This is a genomic window from Plantactinospora sp. CA-290183 (assembly GCF_050936375.1).
GTDB lineage: Bacteria > Actinomycetota > Actinomycetes > Mycobacteriales > Micromonosporaceae > Plantactinospora.
The window spans coordinates 75,946-89,091 of record NZ_JBNJMX010000007.1; the positions used below are offsets into that span (position 1 = coordinate 75,946).

Genomic DNA, 13,146 nt, shown 5'->3' on the forward strand with positions numbered 1-13,146 from the left:
CGATCAAACTCCCGTCCGGAAGTGCCGCCCGGCCGCGCCGGGCAGCGCACCGACCACCCTGGTCAATGTCCGCACGTCGAGCCGCCCGTCGCCCAGGCCCAACTCCGCCAGCACCCGGAAGGTCCGCTCGTCCCGGCCGGCCGCCCGGACGACCGCGTCGACGATGGGCCGGCTCCGCGCCAGCCGGTACGCCACGGCGCTGTGCCGCAGATGGGCCCCGAGCCGCTGGCGCAGCGCGGCGGCGTACCGGCCGGCGGCGATCCCGGGCGAGTTGGCGGCGGCCGCCCCGGCGAGCGCCCCGGAGAGAACCGCATAGAAGATGCCCTCGCCGGTCAACGGGTTCACCAGCGACAACGCGTCCCCGGCAAGGACGATCCGGCCCCGGCCCGGCACCGGGCGACGGGTGGAGAACGGCAGGTGGTGCGCGCGCAGCCCGGTCACGGTCGCCGGATCGACCTCCGGCAGCAGGGCGGCGAGCCGGTCCAGCAGCTCCGCCCGGCGCAGCGGCCGGCCGGCCAGCACCTCCCCGTACCCGATGTTCGCCCGGCCGTCCCCGATCGGGAAGGACCAGGCGTAGCCCGGCCAGTGCACCGCCGAGGCGACGATCCGCTGCTCCACCGGGCCGACCCCGGCGGGGGCGTAGCCGCGGATGGCCAGCCCGAGGTGTCCGTCCGGGTTGGCGCCGTGGCCGAGCGCGCGACGTACCGCCGAACCGGCACCGTCGGCGCCGACCACCGCCCGCGCCGCCACCGCGCCGTCGAGGAGGACCAGGCCGTCCCGGACCACCACCCGGCGCACCTGGTGCCGGCGGAACCGGGCGCCGGCGGCCAGCGCCGCCGCCACCAGCCGGGCGTCGAAGACCTGGCGCGGCACGGTGTACGCCGGGCGCGGCAACCGCCGGGCGACCTCGCTGCCGTCGGGGGCGACCAGCCGCAGCGCCGGAACCGGGACGAACCCGGACACCGGGTCCGGCACCCCCAGCTCGGCCAGGACGTCGAGCGCGTGCGCCGCGATGCCGTCCCCGCACGCCTTGTCCCGGGGGAAGTCCGCCCGGTCCAGCAGCAGCACACTCGCCCCTGCCCGCCGGGCGGCCAGCGCGGCGCTCGCCCCGGCCGGGCCGGCCCCGACCACCGCGACGTCGACGGTCTCCATCGCCGCCCCTCAACTCACCCGGCCGGTGAGCCGACCCACCGGTCCGCCGGGACCGCCGGCCCCGGGTCGGCGCGGCGGGCCCCACCGGCCCGCCAGAGCCCGTACAGCGCCATCGTGGCGGCGAGCACCAGCGGCGCACCGTCGCGCAGCAGGCCGTCGAGCCCGAGCAGCGCCCAGCACAGCGGCAGGTTCACCAGCAGTACCAGCGCGGTCAGCGCCACGAGCAGCCCGGCCGCCCACCGCTTGCCGCGAAGCAGGAAGAACGTGCCGAACAGCACCGCGTAACTGACCGCGATACCGACGACGAACCACAGCACCACGGTAGGCGCGGCGACCAACCGCCCGTCGAAGATCGTGCCGATTGCCACCAGGCACGGCACCAGGGTCAGCGGGCCGTAGCTGAACGCCGCGACCCGGGTGGTGATCAGCCAGCCGGTCAGTTCGGGCCGACGGGGGGCGCTCTCCCGCAACGAGAGCCCCCGCCGGTCCACGATCAGCCGGGCGGGGTGCCGGACCAGGTGCGCCCGTACCGACGCCGACCGGTAGAGCAACCAGACGACCGCGGCGCAGAGCGCGGTCAGCCCGGCGAAGCCGAGCACCCCGGGCAGCGGCGGCACGCCCGCGCGCGGCACAATCAACCGGCCGACCGCGAAGACGGTGGTCACGGCGAGGATCAGCCCGAACGGCCGGGCCCCGGCCCGTCCCCGGCGCACGTGCCAGACCAGCACGAGGAACCCGAGCGTACGCAGCAGCGCCCAGCCGCTGCGCACGGCGAGCCCGAAGCCGCGCTCCGGGGCGTACCACCAGTTGAGCACGTCGACCACGACGGTCGCCGCCGCGGTCGCGACCAGCAGCCAGATCAGCACGCGGACGGCGAACGGCCGCCGCGAGCGGATCGCGGCGGCCGTCGTCATGCCGACGATGATGCCCGGTACGGCCCACCACCGCACCCGGTCCGGGTGTTAGGAAGGGCCCCTTCCTATACAAAAAGCGATAACAGGGGGCCCTTCCTTACGTCTAGCGCGGCTGCCGGGCGGCCTCGTCGTCGAGCCGGGCCCGCAGCGCGTCCAGCTCGGCCCAGAGCACGCCCGGCAGCTTGTCGCCGAACTGCTCGAACCACTCGGTGACCCGGGGCAACTCCTCGCGCCACTCCGCCACGTCGACCCGCATCGCGATCCGCAGGTCCTCGGGGTCCATGTCGAGCCCCTCGACGTCGAGGGCGCCGGCGCTGGGTACGAAGCCGACCGGCGTCTCCACCGCGTCCGCCCGCCCCTCCAGGCGCTCCACGATCCACTTGAGGACCCGGGAGTTCTCGCCGAAGCCCGGCCAGATGAACTCGCCGTCGGCGTTCTTCCGGAACCAGTTGACGTAGTAGATCTTCGGCAGCTTGGCCTCGTCCCCGTCGGTGCCCTTGCCCATCTCGATCCAGTGCCGGAAGTAGTCACCCGCGTGGTAGCCGATGAACGGCAGCATCGCCATCGGGTCCCGGCGCACCACACCCACCTCGCCCGAGGCCGCGGCGGTGGTCTCGGAGGAGAGCGTCGCCCCCATGTAGACGCCGTGCACCCAGTCCCGGGCCTCGGTGATCAGCGGGATGGTGTCCTTGCGCCGGCCGCCGAAGAGGATCGCGTCGATCGGTACGCCGTGCGGGTCGTTGAACTCGTCGGCCACGATCGGGCACTGCAGGAGCGGGGTGCAGAACCGGCTGTTGGCGTGCGAGGAGAGCTCGCCGCTCTCCGGCGTCCAGTCCCGGCCCTTCCAGTCGATGAGGTGCGCCGGCGGCTCCCCCATCCCCTCCCACCAGATGTCCCCGTCGTCGGTGAGTCCGACGTTGGTGAAGATGGAGTTGCCCCGTTCGATCGTGCGCATCGCGTTGGCGTTGGTCTTCCAGCCCGTGCCGGGCGCGACGCCGAAGAGCCCGTACTCGGGGTTGACCGCGTAGAGCCGCCCGTCGGAGCCGAAGCGCATCCAGGCGATGTCGTCACCGATGGTCTCGACCTTCCAGCCCGGCAGGGTCGGGTCCAGCATGGCCAGGTTGGTCTTGCCGCAGGCGGAGGGGAAGGCACCGGCGATGTAGTGCACCCGCCCCTCCGGCGAGGTGAGTTTCATGATCAGCATGTGCTCGGCGAGCCAGCCCTCGTCCCGGGCCATCACGCTGGCGATCCGCAGCGAGTAGCACTTCTTGCCGAGCAGCGAGTTGCCGCCGTAGCCGGAGCCGAAGGACCAGATCTCCCGGGTCTCCGGGAAGTGCGAGATGTACTTCGTGTCGTTGCAGGGCCACGACACGTCCTGCTCACCGGGCTCCAGCGGCGCCCCGACCGAGTGCAGCGCGCGGACGAAGCCGGCGTTGTCCCCCATGCCGGCGAGGACGGTCTCACCCATCCGGGTCATGATGCGCATCGAGGCGACCACGTACGGGCTGTCGGTGATCTCCACCCCGAACATGGGCTCCTCCGCCTCCAGCGGTCCCATGCAGAACGGAATGACGTACATGGTCCGTCCGCGCATCGAACCGCGATAGAGGTCGGTCATGACGCTCTTCATCTCGGCCGGGGCCATCCAGTTGTTGGTGGGGCCGGCGTCCGCCTCGTCGACGGAGCAGATGAAGGTACGGTCCTCGGCGCGGGCCACATCGGAGGGATCCGTACGACCCCAGAACGAGTTGGGCTTGCGCTGGGGGTCGAGCCGTACCAGTGTCCCGGACTCGACCAGTTCCTCGGTCAGACGCTGCCATTCCGCATCGGAGCCGTCGGCCCAGACCACCTGGTCGGGACTGGTGAGTTCGGCGATCTCTTTGACCCAGGCGAGCAGTTTGGGGTGACTTGTCGGAGCTTGATCGAGCCCCCGGATGGTAGCCGGAGCTGCCATGACATATCTCCTTTGGTCGACGCTGACCGTTTCCAGGGCGCGCGGTGTCGGCGGACGGCCGAGCACCTCGCGTCCTGAGAGCCTGGGATTTCAATCAGCGTAAACCGAGCGACCGTTCGGGGCGGCGAGACTCGTTGTGAAGAACTGCACAAGCTCGCGCCGACCTGCCGTAAGGCGAGCCTTTCCTCGCTCCCACGCGCAGCTTCACGCAAATTCTCCGGCACCAACCCAGTGCGTCACGACGTGCTCACGCTATCCGCCGTCGTGGACACAGCCGAGCGGTATCCGGCGAACTCCACAGATCTGCGCCGACCGACCCGCCCCGGTGGACCCGCCAGACAGCGCGCGCCCCGGAAGACGACAGTGGAAACCCGCGACGGATCGGTCGTACGCAAGTCGCCGTTGCAGCCAGTGAGCGGGATCGCCAGCCGGTAGGCTCGACGGTGTGTCCTCGACCGTCACCGGCGACCAACCGACTCCATCGGGCACGCGGCGCGGCTTCCTCCGGATCCTGTTGGACCGGTTCGGCCATCTGATCCATGAGATGGGCAAGTTCGGGGCTGTCGGCGCGGTCGCCTTCGTGGTGGACTTCGCGCTGTTCAACTACGCGAACGCGCACCTGGGCTGGGAGACCCTGTCGGCGAAGGCGTTCGCCACCGCCATCGCCGCCACCGTCGCCTTCGTCGGCAACCGGTTCTGGACCTGGCGGCACCGCGAGCGTTCGGGCATGGCCCGCGAATACTCCCTGTACTTCTTCTTCAACACCGTCGGGCTCGGCATCGGCCTGGCCTGCCTGGCCATCAGCCACTACGGCCTCGGCAGCATCTGGCCCGGCGTGTTCAAGTCGCTGATCGCCGACAACATCGCCGCGAACATCGTCGGTGCCGCCCTGGGCACCTTCTTCCGGTTCTGGTCCTACCGGCGGTTCGTCTTCGTCGGCCCCGCCGCCTCCGACGCGCCGGACGCGATTACCCAGAGTGACGAGCGGCACGGCCGCTGAGCCGACGCCGTACGGTCGGCGCACCCGCTCCGCCCATCTGCCTTAAGGTGTTCGAATGCGTTTCGTCCGACTGTTGCCCGAGCGCTGGCAGAGGTTGCTCCAGGAGGTGCTGAAATTCGGCGCCGTCGGTGGCATCAATGCCGTCGTCAACTACACGGTGTTCAACACCTTGGCGCTCACCGTGTTCGTCGACGGGCAACTGAAAGCGAACGTCATCGCGACGGTCGTCGCCACCTGCACGTCCTATTTGCTGAATCGCCACTGGACGTACCGCGACCGTCCCAAATCGGCGATGCGGCGGGAAACCGCCCTGTTCTTCCTGTTCAACGCCACCGGTCTGGCCATCGAGCTGGGTGTGCTGGCGGTGGCCAAGTACGGGTTGGGCATCAGCGGCCTCTTCGCGCTCAACGTCGCCAAGACCGTAGGCGTGGGCCTGGCCACCATCTTCCGGTTCTGGTCCTACCGCACCTTCGTCTTCCAGAAGGCCGCCGCGCCGAGCGCATCCGACGCCCCGACGCCCGGACCCGGCACGACGCCCGGACCCACCCCGGCGGCCGACACCGGCGGCCGGGCGGACAGCACCGACGGGGCGGGAACGTCCGAGCGGCCGGCCGCGCTCGACCCGGTGGCCGAGCTTGCCGAGGCCGTCGCCGAGTTCACCGAGGCGGACCCCGAACGCGCGCCCGCGACACCCGCGCCCCGCGCCGCCACCGGCACTCAGCCGGGTGACCGGGCCGCAAAGCCCTCCGTCGAACCGTTGGAGGAGCAGTTCGCCGCGGCCATCGATGTCGCACTGGAGGCCGAACTCGCCGCCGAGCTGAACGCCGCGAACCGGCGTTCGCCGGCCCGCTGAGCGCCGCCGTGCTGCGCTCCGGCACCGGCGCGCCGGCCGAACTCTTCTTCGAGGACCTGACCCCGGGCCGCTCCTTCGACCTCGGCGTCACCACGGTCAACGGGCAGGAGATGGTCGCCTTCGCGCAACGGTTCGACCCGCAGTGGTACCACGTCGACGAGGAGCAGGCCCGCCGGAGTCACCACGGTGGGCTCATCGCGAGCGGGTTCTTCACGGTGAGCCTCTTCATGCGCGCCTACGTCGACCACGTGCTGTCCCGGGCGGCCGGCGACGCCTCACCCGGCCTGGAGGAACTGCGCTGGCTGGCCCCGGTACGCGCCGGTGACCGGCTCGCGGTCCGGCTCGCCGTACTGGGCAGCAAGCCGTCCAGCGCCCGGCCCGGATTCGGTACGGTCACCCTCACCGGCAGCATGGACCGGCTGGACGGCAACGGGCAGCCGGAACGCGAGGTGCTGCGTACCCGCTTCCGGGGCTGGTTCGTCATGCGGGATCCGGTCACCCCGGGCTGACCCGCCCGGGGCGACCGGCGACACGCCGCTAGCTCGGCTGTTCCTCGCGCAGCGGCTTGCCGTCGACCACGTCCGCCATGATCTCGCGCATCTCGCCGTCGCCCAGCGAGTGCTTGTCGTGGTTGGCCTCGATCAGCTCGTAGAGCGTGGTCTGCACCTTCTCCACCCCCGGCACGTCGACCAGGACGGACTGACCGCGCTCGCCGGCCGACTCGATCGTCAGGGTGCCGCAGCCGAACAGCCGCTCCGTGAAACGCTGGTTCATCGAGTGGTCGTTGATCCGCCCCAGCGGGATGTCCCGGCGGTCGCGCGAGAACACCCCCTGCTGCAACAGCACCCGCTCGTTGGTGAAGAGGTAGTGCGTGGTCCGCCAGACCAGGTAGGGCCGGACGGCGAAGAGCACCACCAGCACCAGGGCGACCGCGGCGACCAGGTAACCGCCGATCGCGCCGGCACCGGTCGACGGGAGGAGCACCAGGCCGACCACCACCGCGGCGACGGCCACGACCAGCACCGCCACCGGCCGGATCAGCGCCCGCCAGTGCGGGTGCAGGTGCGCAACGACGTGCTCGTCCTTGGTGAGCACGTCCTCAGGGAAAGCCACCCCAACCTCCTCGTCCGTACACGGATGTCCGCCGGTGACCGTAGCGGGTCGCCGCCACGAATCGCGGCAACCGGTGGCGAGTCTTTTGGCGTCCGGTTCCGCATCGGCCGGGCTTTAAGGGAGATCCGTCGACATCGGCCGGGGTCACCGCAGGTGCAGGACGTCCCCGGCCGCGATCCGCCGCTCGCCCGCCGCCGTGTCGAGCACCAGCCGACCGTCCGGGTCGACGGTGCGGGCGGTACCGCGCAGGTCGTCGCCGGCGGGCAGCAGCACCCGTACCTCCCGGCCGACGGTGGAGCAGTGCCGCAGGTACGCCTCGTGCAACCCGCACGCCCCGGCGTCACCCCCGGCGACCCGCCACTGCCCGTACCAGCGGGCGACACCGCGCAGCAGTGCCCGCAGCAGCGGATCCCGGTCGGTGGCGGCCGCCCCCGCCAGTTGCAGGGAGGTGGCGGGCAGCCCCGTCGGGTTGACCGGCAGTTCGTGGGCGCGCAGCGTCACGTTCAGGCCCATCCCCAGCACCACCGCCGCCGGCGCTCCGGCGGCCGAGGTGACCCCCTCGGCCAGGATGCCGGCACACTTCGCCTCGTCCGCCGCGGCGCCGGCACCACCGGGCGCACCGGCAGCGCCGTCGCCCGCGCCCGCACCGGGCCGGACGAGCAGGTCGTTGGGCCACTTCAGCGTGGCGTCCAACTCGGCCAGCAGCGCCACCGCCTCGACCAGCGCGACGCCGGCCAGCAGCGGCAACCAGCCGTACCGGGCGGGTGGCACGGCGGGCCAGTGCCGACCCGGCTGCGCCACCCCGGGCCGGAGCAGCACGCTGGTCGCGATGCCGGCCCGGGCCGGCGACTCCCAGGAACGGCCGCGCCGACCGCGCCCGGCGGTCTGCCGCTCCGCGACCACCACCAGGCCCTCCGGCTCCCCGTCCTGGGCCGCCGCCGTCACGTCGGCGTTCGTCGAGCCGGTCTCGGTGCGCAGCACGAGCCGGGTCCAGAGGCCGTCCGGGGTGATCAGGGCCCGCGCCAACCGCCGCTCGTCGAGCGGCGGCCGGTCCAGGTCGGTGTACGGCGATCCCGGCATCAGGCCAGCGTACGGCGCACCGACGACGGCCCGCCCGCAGGTCATCGTTACGATCACCGACGTGGACGGGCAGCAGAGCACCGCGCAGGTCGACCCGAACGGCTCCTCCGACGGCGTCCCGGCCGCCGACCCGCACAGCACCGCCGGACGGCTCGCGGATCTGGCGCGGCGCACGGACGAGGCGGTGCACGCCGGGTCGGCGCGGGCGGTGCAGAAGCAGCACGCCCGGGGCAAGAAGACCGCCCGGGAGCGGATCGACCTGCTCCTGGACCCGGGTTCCTTCGTCGAACTCGACGCACTGGCCCGGCACCGCTCCACCAGCTTCGGGCTGGACCGCACCCGCCCGTACGGGGACGGCGTGGTCACCGGCTACGGCACCGTCGACGGCCGCCAGGTCTGCGTCTTCGCGCAGGACTTCACGGTCTTCGGCGGCTCCCTCGGCGAGGTCTTCGGCGAGAAGATCGTCAAGGTGATGGACCTGGCGATGAAGATCGGCTGCCCGGTGGTCGGCATCAACGACTCCGGCGGGGCGCGGATCCAGGAGGGCGTGGTCAGCCTCGGCCGCTACGGGGAGATCTTCTTCCGCAACGTCCGCGCCTCCGGGGTGATCCCGCAGATCTCGCTCGTGCTGGGCCCCTGCGCGGGCGGGGCCGTCTACTCGCCGGCGGTCACCGACTTCACCGTGATGGTGGACCAGACCTCGCACATGTTCATCACCGGGCCGGACGTGATCAAGACGGTGACCGGCGAGGACGTCGGCTTCGAGGAGCTGGGCGGGGCCCGTACCCACAACACCCGCAGCGGCAACGCGCACTACCTCGCCGCCGACGAGGACGACGCGATCGACTACGTCCGGGCGCTGCTGTCGTACCTGCCGGCGAACAACCTCGACGAGCCGCCGCTGCTGGACGCGCCGGCCGAACTCGACGTCACCGACGCCGACCGCGAACTGGACACGCTGATCCCGGACTCGGCGAACCAGCCGTACGACATCCACCAGGTGATCGAGCACGTGCTCGACGGGGGCGAGTTCCTGGAGGTCCAGCCGCTCTACGCGCAGAACATCGTGGTGGGCTTCGGCCGGGTCGAGGGCCGGCCGGTCGGCGTGGTCGCCAACCAGCCGACGCATCTCGCCGGCTGCCTGGACATCGCCGCGTCGGAGAAGGCCGCCCGCTTCGTCCGCACCTGCGACGCGTTCAACATCCCGGTGCTCACCTTCGTGGACGTACCCGGCTTCCTGCCCGGCACCGGCCAGGAGTGGGACGGGATCATCCGGCGCGGCGCCAAGCTCATCTACGCGTACGCCGAGGCGACCGTGCCGAAGGTCACCGTGATCACCCGCAAGGCCTACGGCGGCGCGTACGACGTGATGGGCTCCAAGCACCTCGGCGCCGATCTCAACTTCGCCTGGCCGACCGCCCAGATCGCGGTGATGGGCGCGCAGGGGGCGGTCAACATCCTCTACCGGGGTGAGCTGGCCGCCGCGCAGGACCCGGCCGCCGTCCGGGCGGAGAAGATCCGGGAGTACGAGGACGCCCTGGCCAACCCCTACATCGCGGCCGAACGCGGCTACGTCGACTCGGTCATCATGCCGTCGCAGACCCGGGGGCAGATCGTCCGGGCGCTGCGCGTGCTGCGCAGCAAGCGGGAGACGCTGCCGCCGAAGAAGCACGGCAACATCCCGCTCTGACCCGCCGGACCACCCCGGCCGCCCTTGCGCCGTGGACCGGCGCCCCTCGGCGGCGGCCTCAACGCCGGGCCGGCGCCCCCAGCGGCGGCCCCGACGCCGGGCCGGCGCCCCGCGCCCCGGGCGGTGCCCTCAGCCGTGGGCCGGCGTCAGCTCGGCCCTCGGGTAGCCGCCGGCCGGGATCCGCTCCCGCACCGCGCGCCGTACCGCCCGCTGCACGGCCGCGTTGGCCGGGGTCGGCACCCCGTGCAGGCGTCCCAGCAGCGCGATCTCGCCGTTGAGGTGGTCCGTCTCGGCCGAGCCGGCGGCCCGGGCCAGGCTCTGCCAGGTCGAGCCGCCCTGCCGTTCCTGGCCGGCCACCGGGCGTACCGCCACCCGGTCGCCGCGCTCGGCCGACTCCTCCGCCTTCGACGTGTACGGGATGCCGGCGGCGGCGAGCACCGCCTCCCCCTCGGCGAGTACCGCCTCGTACAGTCCGGCCTCCCCGCTCCGGCCGAAGAGCGCCTCCACGCCGTTGCCGAGGTTGCGCAGCAGCTTGCCGTACTTCCAGCGCATCACGTCGTCGCGTACCGGGGCGAGGAAGCCGGCGGCGGCGAGGTCCGCGGCGATGTCCCGGTCGGTGTCGTCCGCGCCGTCCGGGAAACGACCGAGGTGCAGCATCCCGGAGTACGGGTGACCGCTCGCCGCGACCCGCCCCGGCTCCAGGTGGGTTGCCGGCAGCCAGACGCAGACCGGGTGCACCCGCTCGAAGAGCCGCGCGGCGGCGCGCTCGTTGGCCACGCCGTTCTGCGCGGTCAGCAGCGGCAGCCGCTCGGCGGCGGTACCGCCCCCGGTCACCGGTAGGTCCGCCCAGGACCGCAGCGCCGCCTCGGTGTCCTGCGACTTCACGGTCAGCACCAGTACGGTGTCCGGGGTCAACCGGGGCGCTCCGTCCGGGTCGGCACCGGCCGGGTCACCCAGCGCCGGCACCCGGGCGGTGTACTCGCCGTCCGGGGTGGCGAGGGTCAGGCCACGCTCCCGGATCGCCGCCAGGTGCGGGCCGCGCGCCACCAGCGTCACGTCCCGGCCGGCCCGGCTCAGCCGGGCTCCGATGGTGCCGCCGACCGCACCGGCACCGATGATCACGTAGCGCATCGCCGTTCCTCCCCTCGGGCAGATCGCCTGCCGCCGCTCGGACCCGTCAACCGGGCAGGCCCGAGGTGTCGAGTATCGGCCCGGTGAGCAGGGCCGCGCCGGCGAGCAGCGCGATCAGGTTGACCACGCCGAACAGCCCGACCCAGACCAGCGCGGGGACCCGGGTGAGCCAGGCGAGCTGGTCGGCGTCCGACTGCGGCATCCGGCCACGGCGGCGCAGCGTCTGCAGCTCACCGACCGGCCGTACGCCGCCGAGCAGCAGGAACCACACCCCGGTGTACGCGAACGCGGCCTGGACCTGCGGCGACGCCGCCCAGGAAACCCCGAGGACGATGGCGGTGGTGACGACGATCGACACGATGCCGAAGACGTTGCGGATCATCACCAGCATGGCGAGGAGCAGGGCGACCGCCACCCAGAGCAGCAGGGTGATCCGGTTGCCGCCGAGCAGCCAGGCGCCGGCCAGCCCGACCAGCGACGGCGCGACATAGCCGGCCAGCAGGGTGAAGACCATGCCGGGGCCGGTCGGCCGTCCGGCGGACAGGGTGAGCCCGGACGTGTCCGAGTGCAGCCGGATGCCCTGTAGCCGACGCCCGGTGAGCAGGGCGGCCAGCGCGTGCCCACCCTCGTGGGCGATCGTGATGGCGTTGCGACCGATCCGCCACGGAACCCGGGTGAGCACCACGGCGAGCGCGAGCAGCCCGGTGATCAGGACCAGTAACGGAGGTGGATCCGGTTGCGCCCCGAGGAGCCGGTCCCAGATGTCTGTCAGCCCGTCGATCGACACAGCGAGCGAGCCTAGCCCACCGCGTCCTCTGCACCGAAGGTCGATACGCTCCGTGGTCGCCGTACGCCGAGGAGCGATCGTCGCGGCCTGCCCGGCAGCCGGGCGGCGCCGGTGCCGGGCGGCGGGCCGTGGCCCGGTACCCGGGCCCTGCGACGTCCTAGAATGGCGCCGGTGGGCGCCGCCCCGCGCCGGGCCCCGGGCGACCTGCTGGTGCACCTGCGCCGCGCCCGCGACCACGTCGACCGGCACTACGCCGAGCCGCTCGACCTGGAGACGATCGCCGGGGTCGCCGGCATCAGCAAGTACCACTTCCAACGGCTCTTCACCGCCACGTACGGCCTCTCGCCCGCGGCCCACCTGTCCCGCCGACGGGTGGAACGGGCACAGGACCTCCTGCGCGCGACCAATCTCACCGTCACCGAGGTCTGCCACGCCGTCGGCTTCGCCAGCCTCGGCTCGTTCAGCAGCCGGTTTCGGGAGCTGGTCGGTGAGACGCCGAGCGAGTTCCAGCGTCGATGGGCCGTGTCCGGCGCGCCGCGCATACCGGGACGCTTCGTGTTCATGCGGGGGCCGGCCGAGCGGCGCGACCGCGCAACCGAGGAGAAGCCGCCGCCCGACCCGAACTCCTAGCCTGGTCGCATGATTATGAACATCTCGATCACCAGCGTGTTCGTGCAGGACATAGACGCGTCCAAGGCCTTCCACATCGACGTTCTCGACTTCGCCGAGCACACCGACATCACCCTCGGCGACGGCTCGTACCGCTGGTGCACGGTCTTGCATCCGAGCCAGCCCGAGTTGCAGGTCCACCTGACGATTCCCGGACCGCCGTACTCGCCGGAGATGACGGGCATGCTGAACCGGGCGATGGACGAGGGCGGCATGTTCGCCCTCGGCCTGCGGGTCGACGACTGCCGGAAGACGCACGACGACCTGCGCGCCAAGGGTGTCGAGTTCATCCAGACCCCGGAGGATCGCCCGTACGGCGTGGAGGCGGTCGCCCGGGACAACTCGGGCAACTGGATGGTGCTGGTCGAGCCCCGGGAGTTCACGGGCGCCGACGTCGGCTGATCGAGTCCCACCGGCGGCCGGCCGTACCGGTCGCGGTGGCGCTGCCGCCGCTGACCGCTCGGGCCGCCGCGCGGGCGCGCCCGCCGGTTCGGAAAGTGGAGCGTGACCTGCTGGTCAGGATCAGTCTTGATCTGCTGGTCAGGATCAGTAGGGCTGCCCGGCGGTCCGGGCCCGCTGCCGGGTCCCGCTGGCGAGAGCCACCCGGGCCGGCATGACCTCGCGGTCCGCCACGCGACGCCGCAGCAGGAGCCACCCGCCGCCGACGGCCACGGTCACGACGCTGGCGATCGCCACGATCACGGCCACTCCGGCGGTCGCCAGGAAGAGCGCGATGTCGCCGACGGCGACGAGCATCCACAGTGCAATGCTCGGCTTGTTCGCGGATTGTCGATAGCGCATCT

14 protein-coding genes are annotated in these 13,146 nt (G+C 72.3%); 6 read left to right on the plus strand and 8 right to left on the minus strand.

The features are described from left to right. Positions 1-3: 3 nt before the first annotated feature. From ACQEUR_RS14940 to ACQEUR_RS14950, 3 genes are all read right to left on the minus strand, one after another. Entirely contained in the window at positions 4-1,152 is a 1,149-nt protein-coding gene (locus ACQEUR_RS14940) for a geranylgeranyl reductase family protein (protein WP_433030592.1), read from the minus strand. Between the two features lie 14 nt (positions 1,153-1,166). Beyond that, positions 1,167-2,066 (minus strand): hypothetical protein, encoded by a 900-nt coding sequence (locus ACQEUR_RS14945; protein WP_433030595.1) that lies wholly within the window; start codon positions 2,064-2,066, stop codon positions 1,167-1,169. A gap of 103 nt (positions 2,067-2,169) precedes the next feature. Next, complete coding sequence (locus ACQEUR_RS14950) at positions 2,170-4,020, minus strand: phosphoenolpyruvate carboxykinase (GTP) (protein WP_433030598.1); 1,851 nt, start codon at positions 4,018-4,020, stop codon at positions 2,170-2,172. A 445-nt stretch (positions 4,021-4,465) separates the two neighbouring features. On the opposite strand from ACQEUR_RS14950, the gene ACQEUR_RS14955 reads away from it, so the two are divergent. Genes ACQEUR_RS14955 through ACQEUR_RS14965 form a run of 3 tightly spaced genes read left to right on the plus strand, consistent with a single transcriptional unit; the run spans position 4,466 to position 6,382 of the window. Then, entirely contained in the window at positions 4,466-5,020 is a 555-nt protein-coding gene (locus tag ACQEUR_RS14955; RefSeq protein ID WP_433030601.1) for a GtrA family protein, read from the plus strand. A 55-nt stretch (positions 5,021-5,075) separates the two neighbouring features. Further along, on the plus strand, positions 5,076-5,873 hold the full coding sequence (locus tag ACQEUR_RS14960; protein WP_433030604.1) for a GtrA family protein: 798 nt from the start codon (positions 5,076-5,078) through the stop codon (positions 5,871-5,873). Between the two features lie 8 nt (positions 5,874-5,881). After that, positions 5,882-6,382: a MaoC/PaaZ C-terminal domain-containing protein gene (locus ACQEUR_RS14965; protein ID WP_433030608.1), complete on the plus strand. Its 501-nt coding sequence runs from the start codon at positions 5,882-5,884 to the stop codon at positions 6,380-6,382. A gap of 28 nt (positions 6,383-6,410) precedes the next feature. On the opposite strand, the gene ACQEUR_RS14970 is transcribed toward ACQEUR_RS14965, so the two are convergent. Both ACQEUR_RS14970 and ACQEUR_RS14975 read right to left on the minus strand, forming a co-directional pair. After that, positions 6,411-6,986, minus strand: a complete 576-nt coding sequence (locus tag ACQEUR_RS14970) for a PH domain-containing protein (RefSeq protein WP_433030611.1) — start codon at positions 6,984-6,986, stop codon at positions 6,411-6,413. 144 nt (positions 6,987-7,130) lie between these two features. Further along, the gene (locus tag ACQEUR_RS14975) at positions 7,131-8,066 is read right to left on the minus strand and encodes a biotin--[acetyl-CoA-carboxylase] ligase (protein WP_433030614.1); all 936 of its coding nucleotides are present in this window, start codon (positions 8,064-8,066) and stop codon (positions 7,131-7,133) included. Between the two features lie 160 nt (positions 8,067-8,226). Between ACQEUR_RS14975 and ACQEUR_RS14980 the strand changes: the two genes are divergently transcribed. Next, positions 8,227-9,756 carry an acyl-CoA carboxylase subunit beta gene (locus ACQEUR_RS14980; protein ID WP_433031023.1) on the plus strand — a complete coding sequence of 510 codons (1,530 nt, stop codon included), beginning with the start codon at positions 8,227-8,229 and terminating at the stop codon, positions 9,754-9,756. Positions 9,757-9,885: 129 nt separating this feature from the next. Here the strand turns inward: ACQEUR_RS14980 and ACQEUR_RS14985 are convergent, their stop codons facing one another. Continuing rightward, positions 9,886-10,887, minus strand: a complete 1,002-nt coding sequence (locus ACQEUR_RS14985; RefSeq protein WP_433030617.1) for a ketopantoate reductase family protein — start codon at positions 10,885-10,887, stop codon at positions 9,886-9,888. A gap of 46 nt (positions 10,888-10,933) precedes the next feature. Further along, entirely contained in the window at positions 10,934-11,674 is a 741-nt protein-coding gene (locus ACQEUR_RS14990; RefSeq protein ID WP_433030620.1) for a M50 family metallopeptidase, read from the minus strand. Positions 11,675-11,845: 171 nt separating this feature from the next. Between ACQEUR_RS14990 and ACQEUR_RS14995 the strand changes: the two genes are divergently transcribed. Together ACQEUR_RS14995 and ACQEUR_RS15000 are read left to right on the plus strand one after the other, a co-directional pair. Then, positions 11,846-12,304, plus strand: coding sequence for a helix-turn-helix transcriptional regulator (locus ACQEUR_RS14995; RefSeq protein WP_433030623.1), 459 nt, complete (start codon positions 11,846-11,848; stop codon positions 12,302-12,304). 9 nt (positions 12,305-12,313) lie between these two features. Beyond that, positions 12,314-12,745, plus strand: a complete 432-nt coding sequence (locus tag ACQEUR_RS15000) for a VOC family protein (RefSeq protein ID WP_433030626.1) — start codon at positions 12,314-12,316, stop codon at positions 12,743-12,745. Between the two features lie 144 nt (positions 12,746-12,889). On the opposite strand, the gene ACQEUR_RS15005 is transcribed toward ACQEUR_RS15000, so the two are convergent. Then, entirely contained in the window at positions 12,890-13,144 is a 255-nt protein-coding gene (locus tag ACQEUR_RS15005) for a hypothetical protein (RefSeq protein WP_433030629.1), read from the minus strand. Between the last annotated feature and the right edge of the window lie 2 nt (positions 13,145-13,146).

Coding starts and splice junctions, on each gene's coding strand:
- ACQEUR_RS15000 (WP_433030626.1), top strand. CDS start 12,314: ATGATTATGAACATCTCGATCACCAGCGTGTTCGTGCAGGACATAGAC.
- ACQEUR_RS14960 (WP_433030604.1), top strand. CDS start 5,076: ATGCGTTTCGTCCGACTGTTGCCCGAGCGCTGGCAGAGGTTGCTCCAG.
- ACQEUR_RS14940 (WP_433030592.1), bottom strand. CDS start 1,152: ATGGAGACCGTCGACGTCGCGGTGGTCGGGGCCGGCCCGGCCGGGGCG.
- ACQEUR_RS14985 (WP_433030617.1), bottom strand. CDS start 10,887: ATGCGCTACGTGATCATCGGTGCCGGTGCGGTCGGCGGCACCATCGGA.
- ACQEUR_RS14950 (WP_433030598.1), bottom strand. CDS start 4,020: ATGGCAGCTCCGGCTACCATCCGGGGGCTCGATCAAGCTCCGACAAGT.
- ACQEUR_RS14975 (WP_433030614.1), bottom strand. CDS start 8,066: ATGCCGGGATCGCCGTACACCGACCTGGACCGGCCGCCGCTCGACGAG.
- ACQEUR_RS15005 (WP_433030629.1), bottom strand. CDS start 13,144: ATGCGCTATCGACAATCCGCGAACAAGCCGAGCATTGCACTGTGGATG.
- ACQEUR_RS14945 (WP_433030595.1), bottom strand. CDS start 2,066: ATGACGACGGCCGCCGCGATCCGCTCGCGGCGGCCGTTCGCCGTCCGC.